The organism is Pseudomonas sp. GV047 (assembly GCF_003058245.1).
Lineage (GTDB): Bacteria > Pseudomonadota > Gammaproteobacteria > Pseudomonadales > Pseudomonadaceae > Aquipseudomonas > Aquipseudomonas marginalis.
The window spans coordinates 55,018-75,331 of sequence record NZ_QCWA01000009.1 but is presented as its reverse complement, the minus strand read 5'-3'; the positions used below and the strand labels follow the sequence as shown (position 1 = coordinate 75,331).

Sequence of the window (20,314 nt, the reverse complement as noted above, 5' to 3'; positions counted from 1 at the left end):
CTAAAGCGGATCAAATATTATGTCGGCGGTACAAGGTCATTGGCGTGAAGTATCCGAGCAAATCGTCGCGGCGACAATAACATCGAAGGGATTTTTTTCGGCGCCGCCTCGAAGTAACAGTCAAGTGGTGATCATTGTTGAGCGCAAGGAAGATTGGGCCTCCTACTTTCCCAGCGAAGACATCGTCACCGCCCAGGAGTACCTGGAACAAACCCGGCAGAACGAGTCAGGCAAGCGGGTGCAGGTGATCAACCTGTGCCGCAGCTACAAGTACCTGGGGCACGGCTACTACTGCTCGTTGCTGGCCGAAGCGCGCGGACACAAGGTGATTCCTTCGGTGCGCACCATCAGTGAGCTGACCAGGAAGTCGCTGTACGGCCTGGCGCTGGACGACTTGGATAAAACCCTTGATAAAGCCTTGAGTCATCACCTCTACAGTAATACCGAAGGGTTTACCCTGACACTTTACTTCGGCAGGACCACTATAGAGCCGTTGCAGGAATTGGCCCGCCAGTTGTTTGAAACATTCCCATGTCCGATCTTGTTAGTTGAGTTCAGAAAACATAACGGTTGGCATATCGTAGGGGTCAAGTCCGGCGTATTGCACAAGTTACGCGACGACCAGGAAGATCAATTCGCCCACGCCCTCGATAACTTCAGCCGCAGGATCTGGCGCCAGCCCCGTTCACGGCGCCTGGCCCGTTATGACCTGGCGATCCTCCATGATCCCCAGGAGCAATTGCCGCCGTCCAATGCCAAGGCTTTGGATAACTTCATCCGCGTCGGCAAGGGCCTGGGCATCGATGTGGAACTGATCGAGCGCAAGGACTACGCGCGCCTGGCCGAATACGACGCCTTGCTGATCCGCGAGACCACCAGTGTCGACAACCATACCTACCGCTTTGCCAAAAAAGCCGAAAGTGAAGGCCTGGTGGTGATGGACGACCCGGCGTCGATCCTGCGTTGTACCAACAAGGTCTACCTTACCGACCTGCTCAACAGCCATCAGTTAGGTATGCCTGCCACCGAGATTCTCTACAAGGAACGACCGCAGGACTTTGAACGGGTCGGCGAGCGCCTCGGGTTTCCGCTGGTGTTGAAGATTCCCGACGGGTGTTTCTCCCGTGGTGTGATCAAGGTCGAAAGCCAGGCAGCCTTGCTCAAGGCCACCGCCGAGTTGTTCGAGCATTCGGTGCTGCTGCTGGCCCAGGAATTCTTCTACACCGAGTATGACTGGCGCATCGGCGTACTCAACCGCAAGCCGATCTTTGCCTGCCAGTACTTCATGTCCAAGGGCCATTGGCAGATCTATAACCACAAGGCCCTCGGCCAGGCCATCAACGGCGAATGCCGCACCCTGGCCGTCCATGAAGCCCCCAGGGCGGTGGTGGAACTGGCGGTGAAGACCGCCAACCTGATCGGCGACGGCCTCTACGGTGTGGACCTCAAGCAGTCCGGCGACAAGGTGGTGGTGATCGAGGTCAACGACAACCCCAACCTGGATGCCGGCATCGAAGACGCCTACCTGCAGGACGATCTGTACAGCCTGGTGCTGGAAGAGTTCGTGCGGCGCCTGGAGTTGAAACGCCAGGGCCAGGTCTGGTGAGGTTCAAGGCGGTATCTACGGCGGTGGGTGAATCAAGGGCGGGTTTGCAAGGTCAGCACTTCAAAGCCATCCGCCGTCACCGCCACCGTATGCTCCCACTGCGCCGACAGGCTGTTGTCCTTGGTCACCACCGTCCAGCCGTCTTTCAGGCTGCGCACCTTGGCGCCGCCCTGGTTGAGCATCGGTTCGATGGTGAACACCATGCCTTCACGCAGTTCCAGCCCGGTGCCAGGGCGGCCGAAGTGCAGGACCTGCGGTTCTTCATGCATCTGCTTGCCGATGCCGTGGCCGCAGTATTCACGCACCACGCTGTAGCCATTGGCCTGTGCATGGCTCTGGATCGCATGGCCGATATCCCCCAGGCGCGCGCCGGGCTTGACCTGGCGGATCCCGGCCCACATCGCCTCGAAAGTCATGTCCACCAGGCGCCGCGCCTTGGGCGCGACGGTGCCGATCATGTACATCTTGCTGGAATCGGCGATAAAGCCGCCTTTTTCCAGGGTGATGTCGATGTTGACGATGTCGCCGTCCTTGAGGATTTCCTTGGCGCTGGGCATGCCATGGCACACCACCTCGTTGATCGAGGTGTTGATGGAGAAGGGGTAGTCGTATTGCCCGAGGCTGGCGGGGCGGGCTTTCAATTCGTTGCGGATAAAGGCTTCGACGGCGCTGTCCAGTTCCAGGGTGGAACGGCCGGCGGCGACAAAACCGTCGAGCATGTCGAACACTTGGGCCAGCAGGCGTCCGGACTCGCGCATCACAGCCAGTTGGGCGGCGGTCTTGATCATCAGCTGCGCCCCCGGATCAGGTCGGGCTTGTCCAGCAACAGTTTGTTGATCAGCTCGTGGTAGGGCAGGCTGGGATTGAGTTCGGCGAGCAGGCCGACCTTGATCCAGAACTCGGCCTGGGCGTTGATGGAGCGGTCCATGGCCGCACTGGCCAGCCGGAGTTGTTCGTGCAGTTGGTCGCTGATCTTGACGATGCCCATGAGGTTCACTGTAGTGGTTGGATATACGAATCGTATATGTTTCATATGTCGTCAGTAAACATGATGTTGACTTGATCCGGATGGCCGGTTAATTTCCAGGCATGACCTATCCAGCCTTCCGCAGCCAGCCAAGCATTATTACCGCCATTCCTCATTTGGCGGGATAGCACACGGCTGCACCCCAACCCGCCTTAGAGGCGGGTTTTGTTTGTTCCGTCTCCAGGGCCTTTAAAAACCAGGAGACACCCATGAGCACGTGCCCCGCACCGCCTACCGCTGATACGGCATTGCTTGAACACTATGTGAAAAAGATCCTCGCCGCGCCGGTCTATGACCTCGCGGTGCGTACGCCCCTGCAAGCCGCGCCGGCACTCTCGGCAATGCTCGGCAACCAGGTGCTGCTCAAGCGCGAAGACCTGCAACCGACCTTTTCCTTCAAGATTCGCGGCGCCTACAACAAGCTGGTGCAGCTTACCGGCGCGCAGAAAGCGCGCGGTGTGGTGACGGCGTCGGCGGGTAACCATGCGCAAGGCGTGGCACTGGCGGCGAAGACGCTGGGGCTCCAGGCGCGGATCGTGATGCCGTGCAGCACGCCGGAATTGAAGGTGCTGGGCGTGCGCTCCCGGGGCGCCGAAGCGGTGCTGCACGGCGAGAGCTTCCCGTTTGCCCTGGCCCATGCGCTGCAATTGGCCGAGATGTCCGGCTGCACCTTCGTTTCGCCCTTCGATGACCCGGAAGTGATCGCCGGCCAGGGCACGGTGGCCATGGAAATCCTGCGCCAGCAACAAGGCCCCTTGGACGCGATCTTCGTGCCCGTGGGCGGCGGCGGCCTGATCGCCGGCATTGCGGCCTACGTCAAATACCTGCGGCCCGAAGTGCGCATCATCGGGGTCGAGCCCGAAGGCTCCAGTTGCCTGCTCGCCGCGCTGCGGGCCGGGGAACGGGTGGTGTTGCCGAGTGTCGACGGGTTCGCCGATGGCACCGCAGTCGCGCAGATCGGCGCCTATGGCTTTGAGATCTGCCGCGATTGGGTCGACGAAGTGATCACCGTCAGCAATGACGAACTGTGCAGCGCGATGAAGTTGATCTATGACGATACGCGTTCCATCACCGAACCTTCCGGTGCGCTGGCGGTGGCGGGGGTTCGCAAGTACGTGGCCAGTCGGGGGGTAAGTGGGCAGACCTTGGTCGCGGTTAATTCAGGTGCAAATATCAACTTTGATAGTTTGCGATATGTTGCTGAAAGAGTGGCGGCACAAGCTGCAGTTTAATTCGAAGCGTGGGGTTAAACGATTAATCGAAGCGGTTCGACGATGATTTAACTGAGGTGATCTAAGCTATATAAATTCCTACATTGCTTATGAAGAAAAGTTACAACAAAAACGGAATTTGCCGAGTAGGCTGGTAAAGGTAAGCGTCTTCCAGGGCTGGCGAGACGTGGCAGGCACGCGCCTGCAGACTTATAACAATCGATTGGCAAGTCTCAAAAAAGGAGAGGTTGGCCATGCTTTCGGAATTAGAACTTCGCAGCATTATTGAAGGAAGTTTCCTGCCTAAACGGTGCGAATGCACCAAAGCCGAAGATGCTTCGCTGACGATCAAGGTCTATGACGACCGCGACCGTGACCGGGTGGATTTGGAGGTCAAAGGTATCAATGCTGACAAACTCGACAGCAGTCGAGCTATTTGCAACCTCATTACCGGGTTGCGTGAAGACCTCAAGCACAGCCATGCACCTGTCCAGCAGCGGGCTGGAGGGCGCGGTTACTACTGATCGTTGGTTATGAACGGTGGGCCTGGTAAATGCCAGGCCCAATGCTGTGTATGTTTGCCCATCAATTCTGGAAATCGCAGGCTTCGGACATTTTCCGGTAGCTCACGTCTTCCACTTTGCCCGCCTTGTCCAGGAACTTGATATCCGCATCAATGACTTTGCAGTCGCCGGTTGGGGTTTCGTTCATGGCCAGGACCTTGGCAATGTTCATCGGCATGCCGTAATGATAAGGCACGGGTTTGACCGCCTGGGTTTGATCGTCAGCCTGGGCCAGGCCCGACACTGCCGCCAGCGCCAGGGCGCCGCCGAGCATTAAGGTGTGCAGTTTCATGGTGGTGCTCCGCAAGTGAGTGGAATTTCACTCTCGACTTGCGGGATTAACCATCGATTAATTTTGCCCTGGCTGACAAAACCTTCATCCAAGCTGCTGGCGATACGGCAAGTCCGGCCCGGTCTTGCCGCACGTCAGTGCCGCAGCGCGGATGGCGAAGCCGAGCATGGCGTCGATCTGCGCGCGGGTCAGTTGTTGCAGGCCTTGCACCGAGTCCAGCTGGTGCTCGGTCAGCCAGGCAATCAACGCAGCCTGGAAGGTATCCCCGGCACCCACGGTATCCGCCATCACCACGCGCTGTGCCGGTTGCGACCAGGTGCCATGCTGACGGCTGAACACACTGGCGCCATCGCCGCCACGGGTGAGGAACACCAGCTGGCAACGGTGTTGCAGCCAGCCCTGCAGCACGCTTTCCGGCGACTGGCCGGGGTAGAGCAGGTGCAGGTCTTCGTCGCTGACCTTGATCAGGTCGGCATGCTTGGCCAACTCGGCGACGCGGTCGCGCCACAGTTGGATATCCGGCTGCGGATTAAGGCGCACGTTGGGGTCGAGGCTGATCAGGCGCTTGCCGCTTTCGCGCTTGACCAGGTTCAGCAGGGTGTCGCCGATCGGTTGCACCACCAGGGAGAACGAGCCGACATGCAGGCCGCGCACCTCATCGCCGAGGACCGGCAAATGGGCCACTTCCAGCAGTCGGTCGGCGCAGCCTTCACCCCGGAAGTTGTACTGCGGTGAACCGTCGGCGCCCACGGCGACCATCGACAAGGTGGTCGGCGCGGCAAACTCCACCAGGAACCGCTCGCTGACGCCTTCATCCCTGAGCACCTGCAACAGCCGGCGCCCGAGGAAGTCGTTGGACAGGCCGCCGAACAACCCGGCCTCGATGCCCAGGCGGCGCAAACCCACCGCGACGTTGAACGGTGAACCACCGGCAATCGCCTTGTAAGTGACCTTGGAGGCCTGCCCGCTGGCATCTTCCTCGCTGAAAAAATCAAACAGCGCTTCACCACACACCAGATACATAGTCGTTCGCTCTTAAAGGGTTGCCACGTGCTGTTGATAGCGTTCGTAAGCCAGTTGGTAGGCGCTGACATTGGCCGCCACCGGCAGGGTACGGCTGGCCGGGTCGACGCTCACGCATTTGTCGCACAGGCTGGCCAGGGACTCGCCGGACTGGCTCCACGCCGCCTGGATCGCCGCGCCCAGGGCGGCGGCTTCGCTTTGTTCGGTGCAGATCACTTCGGTGTTCATGATATCGGCGACCATCTGCCGCCACACCGGGCTTTTCGAGCCGCCGCCGATCAGGCGGATGCTCTGGCTTTGCAGGCCGGTGTGGCGTAGCAGATCGAGGCCGTAGCGCAGGCCGAAGGTGGTGCCTTCGACCACCGCGCGGCACAGGTTGGCACGGGTCAGGTTGGTCATGGTCAGCCCATGCAGGCTGCCAGTGGCGTGGGGCAGGGCGGGTACGCGTTCGCCGTTGAGGAACGGCAGCATGCTGACGCCATCGGCGCCAATCGGGGCTTGCTCGACCAGTGCGTTGAAAGCGTTGAGGTCCAGCTCGAACAACTCGCGGATCACCCCGGTAGCGTTGGTCAGGTTCATGGTGCAGATCAACGGCAGCCAGCCGCCGCTGGACGAGCAGAAGGTGGCGACCGACGCCTGGGGGCTGACATTGGGCTGGTCGGCGAAGGCATACACGGTGCCGGATGAGCCCAGGCTCATGGTGATCACGCCGGGGGCGATATTGCCCGTGCCGATGGCACCCATCATGTTGTCGCCGGCGCCACTGGACACCCTGGCATTGGGGTTGATACCCAGGCGTTCGGCGATGGCCGGCAGGATCGTGCCTACGCTTTGATCGGCTTCGATCAATGTCGGCAGCGCAGCTTCAAGGCGGCCGCTGGGGTCGATGTGCTTGAGCAGCGCCATATCCCAGGTGCGGGTGCGCACGTTGAAGTAACCGGTGCCCGAGGCATCGCCATATTCCGCGACCGCGCGGCCGGTGAGCCAGTAGTTGAGGTAGTCGTGGGGCAGCAGCACATGGGCGATGCGCGCGAACACATCCGGGTGCTGCTCGCGGGTCCACAGCAGTTTCGACACGGTGTAGCCCGGCGCAATCGCCACGCCCAGGCGCTCCAGCGAGCCACTCTCGCCGCCCAGGTAGGCCAGCAGGCGCTCGTTCTCCGGCGCGGTTTCGGTGTCGCACCACAGCTTGGCCGGGCGCAGCACCTGGCCGCTTTCATCCAGCAACACCAGGCCGTGTTGCTGGCCGGATACGCCGATGCCGAGGATGTCCTGGCCGTCCACGCCGGCCTGTTGCAAGGCGCGGTGGGTGGCTTCGGTAAAGGCGTCCAGCCATTCCTGGGTGTGCTGCTCGCGACGGCCATTGGCGCCGCTGATCAGGGTGTGCGCGGCGGCGCCCAGGCCCAGTACCTTGCCGCTGGACGCGTCGAGGACGATGGCCTTGGTGCCTTGGGTGCCGCAGTCGATGCCGAGGAACAGGTTTTGCTGGGTCATGAGGGTGTGCTCAGCAGTGTTATTTTTTTGGATTGGCAACCCGGTCCAGTGTGGGAGGGGGGCTTGGCCCCTCCCACACTTAAATCGGTTTCTTCAGGAGGTGCTTCAGGGTAGCGGTTACGCCTTTGTCACGCAGGCTCCCATAGCACCGCTCGAACGCTGCCACAAACTCAGGCGAGTTGGGAATAGCCGTACCGAAAATCTCTTCCACTGCCAGCAACCGCTGGCTGATCAACCCCTCATCGCTCACCAGCCCCTGGCAGAATGCTGCGCGCGGATCGGGGATCGTGTAGCTCACGCCATTCTCATCCACGCCCTTCAAATACAAGGCCCAGGCCGCGACCACCAGCGCCGCACGCTCGGTCTCGCGCCCATCGGCTATCAGGCGGTTGATGGTCGGCACGGTGAACTTGGGAAACTTCGACGAGCCGTCCGAACACACCCGTTCCAACTGGTCGGCAATCGCCTGGTTGGAGAAGCGGTCCACCAGGGTCTGCTTGTAGTCGCTCAGGTCGATGCCCGGTACCGGCGCCAGGTTCGGCGTGACGTCGAGGTCCATGTAGGCGCGCATGTAGGCCACGAACAGCGGGTCGTTCATGGTCTCGTGCACAAACCGATAACCCTTGAGAAACCCCAGGTAGGTCAGGGCCAGGTGGCTGCCGTTGAGCAAGCCGATCTTCATCTCTTCATAGGGCGTCACATCGTCGGTGAACTGCACGCCGACCTTTTCCCATGCCGGGCGGCCGTTGACGAATTTGTCTTCCAGCACCCACTGCACAAAGGGTTCGCAGACCACCGGCCAGGCATCGTCGATGCCGTGTTCATCGTGCAGTTGCAAGCGGTGGGCGGTGCTGGTCATCGGCGTGATGCGGTCGACCATGGCGTTCGGGAAGCTCACATGGGCCTTGATCCAGTCATGCAGCTCGGCATTTTGCAGGGCGGCGAAGGCCAGCAGCGCCTTGCGCGTGACGGCGCCGTTGTGGGGCAGGTTATCGCAGGACATCACGGTAAACGCCGGGACGCCGGCCGCGCGGCGCTGGGTCAATGCCGCGCAGATAAAACCGAACACGGTTTTTGGCGACGACGGATGAGCCAGGTCATGCTGGATCTGCGGCAGGTGGGCCATGAACTCGCCGTTGCTGTCGTCGATGCAGTAGCCGCCTTCGGTGATGGTCAGCGAGACGATGCGAATCTCGGGACTGGCCAGTTTGTCGATCAATGCCTGGGCGCCGTCTTCGGCCAGCAGCATGTCGCTGATCGCGCCGATCACACGCACTTCGGTGTCGTCGGTGTCGCCCAGTTCGTACAGGGTGAACAGGTAGTCCTGGCCGGCCAGGTCGTCGCGGGCCTTGCGGTCCTCGCTGCGCAGGCCGACGCCGCAGATGCTCCAGTCCAGGCCCTCGCCGGTGTTCATCAGTGCATCGGTGTAATAGGCCTGGTGCGCGCGGTGGAAGCCGCCGACGCCGATATGGGCGATACCTTGGGAGGTACTCGCAATGGCATAGGCCGGCAGTTTGACTTCCGGCGCCAGCTGGGTGAGGTTCTGCTTATTCAGTTTCATCGGTCAATACTCGCGAAATCAGGCGGCGGCGTGCAGTGGACGGGCCACGGCAACACCGTCGGTGTCGAACAGATGGCAGTGCGCCGGGTCCAGGTGCAGGTGCAGCGTTTCGCCATACTGGCTGGCCATGTCGCCGCGAATCCGCATGGTCAGCGGCTCGCCGTTCGAGGTGATGACGTGGCAGAAGGTGTCGCTGCCCAGGCGCTCGCCGACGTCGGCGGTGACGGTCAGGGCGGTTTGCCCAGGCGACGCGATTTCCAGGTGCTCCGGACGAATGCCCAGGGTCACCGCACTGCCCACGCTCAGGCTGGCGCCGCTCAGCGGCAGGCTGATCAGGGTGCCGGCGTCCAGCTGCACCTCACAGCCCTGGCCGTCGACGCGGGTGACCTTGCCTTTGAGGAAGCCCATTTTCGGCGTGCCGAGAAAGCCCGCCACAAACAGGTTGGCCGGCTGGTGGTACAGCTCCAGCGGCGAGCCGACCTGCTCGATACGCCCGCTGTTCAACACGACCACCTTGTCGGCCAGTGTCATGGCTTCGACCTGGTCGTGGGTCACGTAGATCATGGTCGCTTGCAGCTCTTTGTGCAGGCGCGACAGCTCCAGGCGCATCTGCACGCGCAGGGCGGCGTCGAGGTTGGACAGCGGTTCGTCGAACAGGAAAATCTTCGGGTTGCGCACGATGGCGCGGCCGATCGCCACGCGCTGGCGCTGGCCACCGGAGAGTTGCTTGGGCTTGCGTTCCAGCAGCGGGCCCAACTCGAGAATGCGTGCGGCTTCGTTGACCTTGCTCTCCACCAGCTGCTTGTCGACGCCGGCCAGGTCCAGGGCAAACGACATGTTCTTGCGCACGCTCATGTGCGGGTACAGCGCGTAGGTCTGGAACACCATCGCCAGGTCGCGCTTGGCCGGGGTCACTTCGGTGATGTCGCGGCCATCCAGTTCGATGGTGCCTTCGCTCACCTCTTCGAGGCCGGCGATCAGGCGCAGCAGGGTGGATTTACCGCAGCCCGAGGGGCCGACGAAGACTACGAATTCCTTGTCGTTCACTTCCAGGTCGATGCCCTTGATGATCGAGAAACCTTCGAAGCCTTTTTGCAGATTCTTGATTTTGAGGTTGGCCATGATGGGCCCTCCGCTAGAAATTATTATTTAACTGCACCGAAGGACAAACCGCGCACCAGCTGTTTCTGGCTGATCCAGCCAAAGATCAGGATCGGCGCACAGGCCAGGGTCGAGACGGCAGACAATTTGGCCCAGAACAAGCCTTCGGGGCTGGAGTAGGAGGCGATCAGTGCGGTCAAGGGCGCGGCGTTGGACGAGGTCAGGTTCAGCGACCAGAAGGCCTCGTTCCAGCACAGGATCAGCGACAGCAACACCGTGGAGGCCAGGCCGCCCTTGGCGATCGGCAGCAGCACCCGGACCATTTCCTGCCACAGGGTGGCGCCGTCCAGGCGCGCGGCTTCGAGGATGTCCTTGGGGATGTCCTTGAAGTAGGTGTAAACCATCCAGACCACGATCGGCAGGTTGATCAGGGTGTAGATGATGATCAGCGCAATGCGCGTGTCCAGCAGGCCAAAGCTCTTGGCCAGCAGGTAGATCGGCATCAGCACGCCCACGGGCGGCAGCATCTTGGTGGAGAGCATCCACAGCAGCGTGCTCTTGGTGCGTTTGGTTTCGTAGAACGCCATGGAGTAGGCGGCCGGCACCGAAATCAGCAGGCACAGGGCGGTGGCGCTGAATGAAATCAGCACCGAGTTCCAGGCATAGCTGAAGTAGTTGCTGCGCTCGTTGATGTGCAGGTAGTTCTCCAGGGTCGGCGTGAAGATGAACTGCGGCGGCGTGGCGAACGCGTCGATTTCGGTCTTGAAGCTGGTCAGCACCATCCAGAAGATCGGGAAGAAGATCAGGATCGCGATGGCCCAGGCCAGGGTGCCGAGCAACAGGCTTTGCAGGCGGCGGGATTGTTGAAGCGTCATGGCGCGGCCCTCAAGGCTTGTCAGTCAGGTTTTTGCCGATCATCCGCACCAGGATGATCGCCGCGATATTGGCGATGACCACGGCGATCAAGCCGCCGGCCGAGGCCATGCCCACGTCGAACTGCACCAATGCCTGGTTGTAGATCAGGTAGGCGAGGTTGGTCGAGGCGTAGCCGGGGCCACCGTTGGTGGTGGTGAAGATTTCGGCGAATACCGAGAGCAGGAAGATGGTCTCGATCATCACCACCACGGCAATCGGGCGGGCCAGGTGGGGCAGGGTCAGGTGCCAGAAAATCGCGATGGCGCCGGCACCGTCCAGGCGCGCAGCTTCCTTTTGTTCCTGGTCGAGGGACTGCATGGCGGTCATCAGCAGCAGGATGGCGAACGGCAGCCATTGCCACGACACAATGATGATGATCGACAGCAGCGGATAGTGCGCCAGCCAGTCCACCGGCTCGGCGCCGAAGAACTTCCACACGGCGGCGAGAATCCCCGACACCGGGTGGAAAATCAGGTTCTTCCAGATCAGCGCACCGACGGTGGGCATGATGAAGAACGGCGAAATCAACAACACCCGGACGATGCCACGCCCGAGGAACTCACTGGCCTCCAGCAGCGCACTGATCAACACGCCGAACACCACGCTGATCAACAGCACGCTGCCCACCAGCAACAACGTATTGGTGGCGCCGGGCAGGAAACCCGAGTCGGTGATGAAGTAGGTGAAGTTCTCCAGCCCCACGAATTGGTTCTCGCCGGGGTAGAGCAGGTTGTAGCGGATCAGTGAAAAGTACAGGGTCATGCCCAGCGGCACGATCATCCACAGCAGCAGCAGGGCGACCGAGGGCGTGACGAGGAACCAGCCGGGGTTGGCCAGGCGGTTTTTGGCGGATGTATTCATGATAATCAAGGCCAGTGCGGAGCAAGGATCGGAGTGCGGTCAGTGTGGGAGGGGGCTTGCCCCCGATGGCGGAGTGTCAGTCGATGAATCAGTTGGCTGATCCACTGCCATCGGGGGCAAGCCCCCTCCCACATTTGACGGTGGTGACGCTCAGGTTACTTGGGGTAACCGGCCCGCTTCATTTCCCGCTCGGTGGTGGTCTGCGCGGCGGTCAGTGCAGCATCGACCGTTTGCTGACCGGTCAGCGCGCCGGAGAAGAACTTGCCGACCTGGGTCCCAATCGCCTGGAACTCGGGAATGGTCACCAGCTGGATACCGATATACGGCACCGGCTTGAGGGTCGGTTTGGTCGGGTCGGCGACTTTCAGCGATTCCAGGGTCACCTTGGCGAACGGTGCAGCCTTCATGTATTCGTCGCTGTAGGTCGACTTGCGCGTACCTGGCGGCACGTTGGCAACGCCGTCGGTCTTGGCGACCAAGGCACCGTATTCCTTGGAGGTGGCCCAACTGGTGAATACCTTGGCGGCGTCCTTGGCCTTGGAGCTGGTCGGGATCGCCAGGCTCCAGGAATACAGCCACGACGTGCCCTTGTCGGTTTTTTCGTGGGGGGCAAAGGTGAAGCCCACATGGTCGGCCACTTTGCTTTGGGTCTTGTCGGTGACGAACGAGCCGGCGACGCTGGCATCGACCCAGATCGCGCACTTGCCGCTGTTGAACAGCGCCAGGTTTTCGTTGAAACCGTTGCTGGAAGCACCCGGCGGGCCGGATTTCTTCATGTTGTCGACGTAGAAGTTCAGCGCGTCCTTCCACTCGGGGCCGTTGAATTCAGGCTGCCACTTTTCATCGAACCAGCGCGCACCGTAGCCGTTGGCCAGGGTGGTGATCAGCGCCATGTTCTCGCCCCAGCCGGCTTTGCCGCGCAAGCACAGGCCGTATTGCTCTTTGCTCTTGTCGGTGAGTTTGGCCGCGAATTCGCCGATCTGGCTCCAGGTCGGATGTTCGGGCATGCTCAGCCCGGCGTCCTTGAACAGGTCGGTGCGGTAATAGGTGATCGAGCTTTCCGCATAGAACGGCAGGGCGTACAGCGAACCCTTGACGGACAAACCGTCACGCACGGAAGGGAATACGTCGTCGAGGTCGTAGGACGCCGGCAGGTCCTTCATCGGCTCCAGCCAACCCTTGGCGCCCCAAAGTGCGGCTTCGTACATGCCGATGGTCAACACATCGAACTGCCCGCCCTGGGTGGCGATGTCGGTGGTCAGGCGTTGGCGCAGCACGTTTTCTTCCAGCACCACCCAGTTCAGCTTGATTTCCGGATGCTCTGCCTCGAAGCTTTTCGAGAGCTTCTGCATGCGGATCATGTCGCTGTTGTTGACGGTGGCAATGGTCAGGGTTTGCGCGCCAAGGCTGACGGCGCTGAGGGTCATACAGGTACAGGCAAGCAGAGCTTTTGCTGTGAACTTCATCGCGCACTCCATTTCCGCGCCCAGGGGCTACGGAAGGACAGTTATTGTTGTTGTGTCTTCCTACGGGGAGTCAGGAAGAGTGTGCGTTGATTACAGCCTTCAAATGGGGTTGTGACAAATCCTTGGGAGCACTTGGACTGATACTTTTTTGCACTCGGGTGAGGGCTGCTTTTTGACCCTCGCGATATTCAGGCCCAAGGAAATCTGCAGGTGCGCTGCTCAGGCAGGTGTTGAACGACGCCATGAAGTGATGGTGTTGGCACCCTTTGCATGGCGTTCATCTTTCTTCAGGGGGCCGCGTCTTTCAGCAGCTTCATCACCGGCGGCTTATCGGTATCCTTGTGGGTGGCGGGTCCCATGACTTCCACCTGATGGATTCGCAGGGCTTGGCCGTTGCTGGTTTCGAAGTCTATCCAGAACTTTCCTTCCCCATTGGTTGTGGCGTTTCTTACCCAATAAGTGCTCATTTCGGAGTGGCTCATAATGTTGGGGGAAGTATATGAGCCCCCCGCATGCGTTACCTTCAAGTAACTGCCCGTTAAGCGCACACGACAATAAATAAGCACGGTCAGCTGACTGCGAGGAGGAAGGATTTCGCTGAAAATCCTGCTTGCCTTCTGGACAAGCCAGACTGTTCTGCCACTTACATCGTCAAGAATGATATTGCCGCCGCCTGTCCATCCATGTTTCTCGCCCTCGTCAGCAAATACGACACGATGGTGGATGATGGATTTTTTTTTACGGGGTTGACGTGTTGTTGGGCTCATTTCTCGATCCTCGAATTAAGTGAACGCGGTCATTCAGGAATGATGTGCACGCTCATTTAAGGAGGGGGCGTCCGATGGCGATACTGTGAGAACTACCAGTTCCGACCGACGGGGTTAACGGTAAAGTGCCCCAGGCGTGCAATGCTGTTGGCGTCCGCGATTTGTTGCGCCAGGGGCAGGGCAATGATGACGGTCTTCAGATGAGATGTGACAAGTCCTTGGCTACACGTGGACTGCTGCTTTTGCACGGGTGAGGGCGTCTGTTCACGGAGGTTCGGGCAAAAGCGCTGCCTTCAGTCGCAGTCGTTTTTGCCCGGAGCCTCAGTTGCCTATCCTATAGGCGGGGCTTGGGGAGTGCGGTAAACCCATTTATCCAGGCACTATCTGTCGGAATTATAGGACCGGTTCCCATCATTATTTGCATATTGTCGAGCTCCCATGGGTTCATGACTTTTGTGAATGTCTAGGATGAAACAGGTGCAAACCTATTTCAGGCCTAGACAGGTATCGATGACTCTCTGGATTTCTTCATCAAGTGGCCTGACCGTTTCCATTGGGTCTCCATCCTGATTCGGCTATACAGTTTGTTGGGTGACGGCTTGCGTTGTGTCAAGGCTGATTGGTCGGGTCAGATCTCTAACCCGGGCAATATCAAATCTGCGCTGTGCCATTGCATTGATATCAAAGGCACCGACGTTATATTTTGGTCCCGTGAATAAGTTGCCAAAATGGTTGAGTCCTTTGCCGACTTCGCCACTGTTCAGTGTTTTTTCCAGCCCGGCTTTCATTGATGTTTCTGAATTGAATGTCGCCAACCCATAGTTGGGATCGTAATAAAACCAGTTTTTTTTGCTGGCGTCGGCGGGGTCGATCCTAACCCCCGCGAGCATGCCATGATCTTTCGTGGCGATCAGCAAGGTCTTCGAAGTCTCGGCGTTACCCAGTGTTGTGCCAATATCCTTGTAGGGCGTGAGGACGCCTGAGGTCCCGGTTTGAAAGGTGCTTTGTCTGTCTACGTTAGCTTGCAACGCTGACAACTCTGAGATGAATTTGGAACCGCCAGCGGACTTCGGGTTGGCCATGGCCATATTCACGTTATCGATCACCGTGTTTTCGGTGCCCTCCGAGAGCGCGAGCGCCATCGTATTGGACAGGGCAGCACATTCACCGTCTGAGCCTGGTTGTGTCAGGGCAAGATAAAAGGCTTGGGACATTCCACGACTGGTTCCGCCCGCACCCTCTACTTCTCGATTGAACGTCTCCATGCTGATGCGGGAATCGGCAATGATGAGTTTTTCCCGTTGCCGAACCAGGCTTCCCACTTGTTCGGCGCTTAGCTGGCTGTCTGCAATCAGTTGTTTGATTCGGTCTTTGCCCATGTCGCTGCTGTAGCCCGGTATAGTTTCCGGTTTCAAGCTGTTGTAGCCGGTTTTAAAGGCTTCCTCATCTCTTAGCTGCGAGTTCACGACGTTCATCTCGAATCTGGCGGGCATATCCGGATCGGGTTCGGCATTGGAAAAAAAGTCAAACAGGCCATTGACGTTGCGTTGGTTACTTTCGGGCACGAATCCTTTTAGCGCAGGTCCATCAGCCGCCATTGTCTTGGGGTTATAGGCATACCACTCGCCGTCCTGGAACATGGCCGTGAGCTTGACAAGTGCAGAGTTATCGCCACTTCTCACCGTGCCATCAGCCATGTCCGCAGTCGGCACAAACGCCTCTCCAGTTGGCCTTGTATATTGGCCGCCCTGCATTCTGCTCACGGAGCTGAACGCCTCCTCGGTGCCGGTGGCAGTCAGGTCTTGGAGCACAATGCTTTCTGTTTCCTCGATCCCAAACCTTTCGACGAATTTCGCCGAGGCCTTGGCCGCCGCCCAGGCCGCGCCGGATTTGGCCACATTCCAGAGTTTGCCGACGCCCTCGGTAAATACGTAGATCGCGATATCAACGCCCAGGTCTTTTACCGCCTCCGCATATTCACCGTTGTAGATGTCCACGAGGCTCGAGCCTCCCGGGAAGAAGCGCAAACCTTTTTGGAAGTAGTCACTGAGCTCCAAACCGTTTTCAACAGCGTTGTTCAGCCCACGTTGTGTAGCGAGTACAGCCGCCTTGTTCAAGTACACGCTGTCAACCAGCACCTCGGAGAGGTGCTGTATTCTCGTTCCGTCATAGCTGGAAAGGTCAGTTTTGTCGTTCTCCGCATATAAGGGTCGCCTGCCGTGTGCAAAGTGATCCGGGTCGACGAGGCTGCCTTGATCAAGGCGTGTTATGAGGACCTCGGATTTGATGTTCGGTTTTGGTTCGGCGTTGGTTTGAAACGCGGCTGTATCGACGGTTTCTTCGGTGGTTTGGCCGTAAGGTGCTCTCTGTTCGATATTGGGGACCGGCACTATTTTTCCATAGGCTGGATAGATCGCGAACGTTCTGGACTGCTCCTTATGGGTGAACTGCATCAGGATGCCACTACCGGTGCCTTTCACTTGCAGGATTGTCGCGGAGCCATTGTTGACGATGTCTCGGTCCGCCAGCGGGAGCTGGCTGAACATGTTTTTGAACAGGGAAATGGTGTGGGTCCTGCGTAGGGCGAAGTCTTTTTCAAATTCCCGATTGAATTCCTTGTTGATATCAACCAGCGTGGCGCGTGCGCGAAGGGCATCGAAGTCGGGCCCCCTCTCTGACTCCCAGCGCCAGCCTTCATTCAGGCGGCCGGATTCATAGACCTCGACAATACTTGCCCGAGTATTGGAAAACATTCCTAACGGGCCAGCCATTTCAGTGAGGTACGGACGCTTATAGGGGATATCGGCACCCCATTTTTCCCTCAGCTCTAACAGGGCCATTTCCCTTCTGCTTGGTGGGTCGAAATTACTCAAGTAGTGCCTGGCCCTGGAAATATCATCATTTTGTTTTTTGAGCTTCTCCTGGCTGCTGGCGAGCTGTTCAAGGGTGTATTCGTCCTTGTCATTTCTCACGATATGGCCATTCACGATGGCCCAATCCAACACCGGGTTCATCTGGGCGACAGAGTGCAGTTGGGATTCACGTTCGGAAATGGGGCTGATCCGATGAAGGTCCATGACTTGCCCGAAGGTCATACCCGAGGCGGCACCAGGAGCATTCAGTTCGATCCGATTGACGGCGGTCATAAAGCTGACCCATTCGGTCGAGCCCAGTGTCAAGGCCGGTGGCACATCTTTAATCAGCAGATGGGGCGCCCCCCCCGTCATCAACAGGTGCGCGGCGACGGGCGCAAGGTTTGCCGGGATCTTTCCATTTTTGGTCAAGTGGTTGTTGAACCGCTCACGAATCTTGTCCGTGCCCAATCCCCACATATCCGTATGCATCAGATCAAAGCCTGCGAGGCTATTGCGTGAGGTGTCGGCCTCGGGATCAAGCTCCAGTACCAACGCGGTCAGTAGCCACTGCTTGAGACTGGTCGAAGTGACTGCACCCTTCATCTCGGTTTGCAGATTCGTTGCCAGTTCCAGGGCGCTGTCGCTGGACAGCAGTTGGTCCAGCGCTTGGGCAGGGCTGTTGCTGAGCTTGGGCACTTGGGCATTCAGGTAGCTCAGGAGGTTGGGATGGGTGCCGATGGATTGTTTTACGAAGGTACTCACGGCCTCGCGTTGGGCCTTGTTCAGCGGGAGGGCCGTGGCCAGAAACCCCCAGTTATTACCCAGTGTCGGCGCTTGCGGCAGGGGAGTCTGCAGAGCCTGTAACAGGTTACCGATCTGTTCGGCCGATTTCGCCTCGTACCAACCCCGATCCGCGAGAAATTTCTGCACGGTTGTCACGCCTTTAGGCTGATGGGACGAATCCGGGTCGACAATGAAGCGCGTGGTGTCGTCGTTATCGATGTTGCCCTGCTTGAGCTGATTGATCAGCGCATACCGATCGTTGCTGTTACCCAATGCGGTTTTTTGCTGGTTCAGCCCATTCACTATTCGTTCCGGGTGGTCGGGTTTCCTTGGGAACTTCTTCGTGCTGCCCAGATGCGTCATGCTGCGTTCGAATGCCGGGCTGCGGGGGGCCGTATCGATGCCATAAAAACGGCCTATCCAGCCCAGCGGCACGGCGTTGCTGCCGGCTTGAGACAGCGTGATCTGCATCATAGGCGTCGTAAATACCTTGGCGGCGTGGAGTACCGGGGCCAGTACGTCGAAATGCTCGGGGTAGTTTTTCGCAAAGTCGGCGGCGCTGAAGCGCCGGTCAACGCCGTTGATTTTACCGATCAGTGCTTCGCCATCGGAGGCAAAGCGCAGAGAGGTCAAATCAACGTTGTATTTCTGCGCCCAGTCGGTAAAACCACGCGCCTTGACGGCTTTGTGCAGGTAACTGAGCCATTGACCGAACAAGCTGTCAGTCGGGATCGGTCCGACCATCCTCGTCGAGGCTTGGGCGGGATTGTTTTTCAGCCCGCGCATTGCGCGATACGTGGCGGTGGCCAGTGCGCTCTCGGCGCTGGCCAGGGCGTCTTGCGGGGACGGTGCGCGCTCCACCGTCGCGCCGAGACCCGACTCCGCAGCGGCCGCCAGGGTTTCAAGTTCAGAGCCGGTAATGGGTGTTTTGGTAAGCTGTTGAGTGATTGCGTACTGAAGCTCACCTACAGCCGTAGACGACGTGCTGTCCGCGCGGGGGGCAGTGAGTGCCTTGAAACCGTTGTTACGGGACATCTCGATACTTTGATCGAGAAGCGAGATCAGCTCGCGTTGCCGCCAGTCGGCTTGTTGGCCGTTTTGTTGACGCGGGATCTCTTCGTTGTAAAAGCGCAGGACATCATACAGCGATGCAGAGGGCGGAGTCGGGTATTGAACAAGACGCTCCTGTCCAGCGTCCATCTGCTGGACTGCATCTTTTATTTCTTCCCAGACGACACCCCAGCCCGAAAGATCGTTCGGCTTAAAGAGGGTGTCCTTGCCATTCACCTTGCCTGTCAGGTCACCGGTGACGGGGTGGATACGCACGCTGCGGGGCTCAACGTTGTGCTCTTGTACAAAGGTGGTAAAGGCACTGCCGGTCAGCGCACCCAGGAGGTTTTTGCGCACCTGGTTGAAGGTCGAATATTCCGGGATATTTGTGAGCACTGGCGGGAATTTGTCGCCTTCGATTCGGGCTTGAGGTACGAACCTCATCAGGGCCTGGCTGCACTGCTGCGCCAGGGTTTGATCGGCTTCCTGGACCTTTTGCTCCGCAGTCAAAGGTGTGAACTGCTCAAGTCGCAGTTTCAACTGATCCGGCGGCAAATCCATGATCCGTTGGCTGGCTTCTCGCTGTCGCTGTTTGACCGGTGCGTAAACGGCCGCGAAGTGCGGGTCGGTGTTGCTGAAGGCGCTGAAGGTGCCCTCGCGCTGCAATTGTCTGATGCTGAGCAGGATGTCGTCGGTTTGAATTCTGCCCAGTTGCGTGCCGTAAAACGAGGCTATGTTGTAAGCCGATGCGTGTTCCCTATCGTGGAAAATGACAGCGCCTTGTTTCCCCGCGAGGACTTTTCTGACTGCGCCTACCACTTTGGCCGCCGCAGCTTTCCAGTCCGCGTCCCGATGCAGGTAGAGGTTGACCGGGACGTTGTCGCGCATTTCGGTCAGTTGTCCCCTGGAGTTGATCGTCAATCCAGAAACATCGATCTTCCTGGCTTCGGCAAACGATTTGAACGGTTCCGAGTGCAGCGCATCGGCCAGTTCGGCCCAGGCTTGGCCGAAGGTTGAGTCGGCCGGGATGGTCACCTTGTCCTCGGCATCGCTGGAGTGACCTTTCTCGACGGCAAGCCGTTGGCGCATCAAGCTATTGGCCACACCTATGGCCAACTGCCGGTCACCACTGTCGACCAGGGCATTGGTGAATTGGCGCAGCGCCGCAGTGCGTGCTGGGGAGGCCGGTTCAGGTGTATGCAGATCTCGGCGTAACCGCGACGGCACAGGGCGAGTGCGGGGCGTGTCAGGTGTTGAGCCGTCAAGTATTTCCTGGATCAGTTGAGCGTAAGTTTTTTGCGAGTCGAGGGCGCTTGGCTGGTTCAGGTGTTGTTCCACCTGATTGCGCAGCGCTGTGTCCGTCAGTGGCTCATGACTGCTTTTAACCAACTGGCTGATGCGCTCGGCTACGCTGGGTTGTTCCTTTGTCACGGCGAACCTGAGCAATTGCTCGATACGTTTACCGGCCGGCGCCAGTCCATCACTCGATTGAGCGGACGCGGGGAACGTTTGAATATCCTTGAGGCGTTTATGAAAAAACTCGATGACTTTAGAGGTTACTGAGCCTATGGGGGGCGTGGGCCGATTCAGCTCGCTTGGAATCGTGGTGCTGACAGTGTGTGGCGGATTAAAGCTGATCATGGGACTGTCCTTTTACCGACGTATTTATAAGAATGGCCTCTCGACAGATACAGAGAGGTACTTCAATACGTGGCCAAGGGACTGATGGGCGTTCCTGT

Annotated in this window: 15 protein-coding genes; 3 read left to right on the top strand and 12 right to left on the bottom strand. The window is 59.0% G+C overall.

Going from position 1 to position 20,314, the window contains the following annotated elements; translation table 11 throughout:
* Positions 1-19 precede the first annotated feature (19 nt).
* Positions 20-1,606 (top strand): RimK family protein, encoded by a 1,587-nt coding sequence (locus tag C8K58_RS22250; RefSeq protein ID WP_098479682.1) that lies wholly within the window; start codon positions 20-22, stop codon positions 1,604-1,606.
* Positions 1,607-1,638: 32 nt separating this feature from the next.
* On the opposite strand, the gene map is transcribed toward C8K58_RS22250, so the two are convergent.
* Together map and C8K58_RS22240 are read right to left on the bottom strand one after the other, a co-directional pair.
* A complete protein-coding gene (map, locus tag C8K58_RS22245; protein WP_092357841.1) occupies positions 1,639-2,394 on the bottom strand; it encodes a type I methionyl aminopeptidase in 756 nt (251 codons plus the stop codon).
* Positions 2,394-2,594, bottom strand: coding sequence for a ParD-like family protein (locus C8K58_RS22240; RefSeq protein ID WP_027606410.1), 201 nt, complete (start codon positions 2,592-2,594; stop codon positions 2,394-2,396). The genes map and C8K58_RS22240 overlap by 1 nt, the downstream gene beginning before the upstream one ends.
* Before the next feature lie 248 nt (positions 2,595-2,842).
* Between C8K58_RS22240 and ilvA the strand changes: the two genes are divergently transcribed.
* Together ilvA and C8K58_RS22230 are read left to right on the top strand one after the other, a co-directional pair.
* The gene (gene ilvA / locus C8K58_RS22235; protein WP_108574331.1) at positions 2,843-3,865 is read left to right on the top strand and encodes a threonine ammonia-lyase, biosynthetic; all 1,023 of its coding nucleotides are present in this window, start codon (positions 2,843-2,845) and stop codon (positions 3,863-3,865) included.
* Between the two features lie 233 nt (positions 3,866-4,098).
* Positions 4,099-4,368, top strand: coding sequence for a DUF1652 domain-containing protein (locus C8K58_RS22230; protein ID WP_027606409.1), 270 nt, complete (start codon positions 4,099-4,101; stop codon positions 4,366-4,368).
* A 61-nt stretch (positions 4,369-4,429) separates the two neighbouring features.
* On the opposite strand, the gene C8K58_RS22225 is transcribed toward C8K58_RS22230, so the two are convergent.
* From C8K58_RS22225 to C8K58_RS22180, 10 genes are all read right to left on the bottom strand, one after another.
* Positions 4,430-4,699, bottom strand: coding sequence for a DUF2790 domain-containing protein (locus C8K58_RS22225; RefSeq protein WP_108574330.1), 270 nt, complete (start codon positions 4,697-4,699; stop codon positions 4,430-4,432).
* An 84-nt stretch (positions 4,700-4,783) separates the two neighbouring features.
* Entirely contained in the window at positions 4,784-5,722 is a 939-nt protein-coding gene (locus C8K58_RS22220) for a carbohydrate kinase (protein WP_108574329.1), read from the bottom strand.
* Positions 5,723-5,734: 12 nt separating this feature from the next.
* On the bottom strand, positions 5,735-7,216 hold the full coding sequence (gene xylB / locus C8K58_RS22215) for a xylulokinase (RefSeq protein WP_108574328.1): 1,482 nt from the start codon (positions 7,214-7,216) through the stop codon (positions 5,735-5,737).
* Positions 7,217-7,295: 79 nt separating this feature from the next.
* Entirely contained in the window at positions 7,296-8,777 is a 1,482-nt protein-coding gene (locus C8K58_RS22210) for a mannitol dehydrogenase family protein (RefSeq protein ID WP_108574327.1), read from the bottom strand.
* Positions 8,778-8,795: 18 nt separating this feature from the next.
* A complete protein-coding gene (locus C8K58_RS22205) occupies positions 8,796-9,899 on the bottom strand; it encodes an ABC transporter ATP-binding protein (protein ID WP_108574326.1) in 1,104 nt (367 codons plus the stop codon).
* Positions 9,900-9,922: 23 nt separating this feature from the next.
* Positions 9,923-10,753, bottom strand: coding sequence for a carbohydrate ABC transporter permease (locus tag C8K58_RS22200; protein WP_027606403.1), 831 nt, complete (start codon positions 10,751-10,753; stop codon positions 9,923-9,925).
* A gap of 10 nt (positions 10,754-10,763) precedes the next feature.
* Positions 10,764-11,654: a carbohydrate ABC transporter permease gene (locus C8K58_RS22195; protein ID WP_051429369.1), complete on the bottom strand. Its 891-nt coding sequence runs from the start codon at positions 11,652-11,654 to the stop codon at positions 10,764-10,766.
* A gap of 155 nt (positions 11,655-11,809) precedes the next feature.
* A complete protein-coding gene (locus C8K58_RS22190) occupies positions 11,810-13,120 on the bottom strand; it encodes a sugar ABC transporter substrate-binding protein (protein ID WP_108574325.1) in 1,311 nt (436 codons plus the stop codon).
* 287 nt (positions 13,121-13,407) lie between these two features.
* Positions 13,408-13,887: a hypothetical protein gene (locus C8K58_RS22185; RefSeq protein WP_027606400.1), complete on the bottom strand. Its 480-nt coding sequence runs from the start codon at positions 13,885-13,887 to the stop codon at positions 13,408-13,410.
* Between the two features lie 575 nt (positions 13,888-14,462).
* Complete coding sequence (locus tag C8K58_RS22180; RefSeq protein ID WP_108574324.1) at positions 14,463-20,216, bottom strand: hypothetical protein; 5,754 nt, start codon at positions 20,214-20,216, stop codon at positions 14,463-14,465.
* Between the last annotated feature and the right edge of the window lie 98 nt (positions 20,217-20,314).

What these genes read in the sequence shown, in the direction of transcription:
- ilvA (WP_108574331.1), top strand. Translation starts at nt 2,843, where the DNA reads ATGAGCACGTGCCCCGCACCGCCTACCGCTGATACGGCATTGCTTGAA.
- C8K58_RS22195 (WP_051429369.1), bottom strand. Translation starts at nt 11,654, where the DNA reads ATGAATACATCCGCCAAAAACCGCCTGGCCAACCCCGGCTGGTTCCTC.
- C8K58_RS22250 (WP_098479682.1), top strand. Translation starts at nt 20, where the DNA reads ATGTCGGCGGTACAAGGTCATTGGCGTGAAGTATCCGAGCAAATCGTC.
- C8K58_RS22185 (WP_027606400.1), bottom strand. Translation starts at nt 13,887, where the DNA reads ATGAGCCCAACAACACGTCAACCCCGTAAAAAAAAATCCATCATCCAC.
- C8K58_RS22210 (WP_108574327.1), bottom strand. Translation starts at nt 8,777, where the DNA reads ATGAAACTGAATAAGCAGAACCTCACCCAGCTGGCGCCGGAAGTCAAA.
- C8K58_RS22225 (WP_108574330.1), bottom strand. Translation starts at nt 4,699, where the DNA reads ATGAAACTGCACACCTTAATGCTCGGCGGCGCCCTGGCGCTGGCGGCA.
- map (WP_092357841.1), bottom strand. Translation starts at nt 2,394, where the DNA reads ATGATCAAGACCGCCGCCCAACTGGCTGTGATGCGCGAGTCCGGACGC.
- C8K58_RS22180 (WP_108574324.1), bottom strand. Translation starts at nt 20,216, where the DNA reads ATGATCAGCTTTAATCCGCCACACACTGTCAGCACCACGATTCCAAGC.
- C8K58_RS22240 (WP_027606410.1), bottom strand. Translation starts at nt 2,594, where the DNA reads ATGGGCATCGTCAAGATCAGCGACCAACTGCACGAACAACTCCGGCTG.
- xylB (WP_108574328.1), bottom strand. Translation starts at nt 7,216, where the DNA reads ATGACCCAGCAAAACCTGTTCCTCGGCATCGACTGCGGCACCCAAGGC.
- C8K58_RS22230 (WP_027606409.1), top strand. Translation starts at nt 4,099, where the DNA reads ATGCTTTCGGAATTAGAACTTCGCAGCATTATTGAAGGAAGTTTCCTG.
- C8K58_RS22205 (WP_108574326.1), bottom strand. Translation starts at nt 9,899, where the DNA reads ATGGCCAACCTCAAAATCAAGAATCTGCAAAAAGGCTTCGAAGGTTTC.
- C8K58_RS22200 (WP_027606403.1), bottom strand. Translation starts at nt 10,753, where the DNA reads ATGACGCTTCAACAATCCCGCCGCCTGCAAAGCCTGTTGCTCGGCACC.
- C8K58_RS22190 (WP_108574325.1), bottom strand. Translation starts at nt 13,120, where the DNA reads ATGAAGTTCACAGCAAAAGCTCTGCTTGCCTGTACCTGTATGACCCTC.
- C8K58_RS22220 (WP_108574329.1), bottom strand. Translation starts at nt 5,722, where the DNA reads ATGTATCTGGTGTGTGGTGAAGCGCTGTTTGATTTTTTCAGCGAGGAA.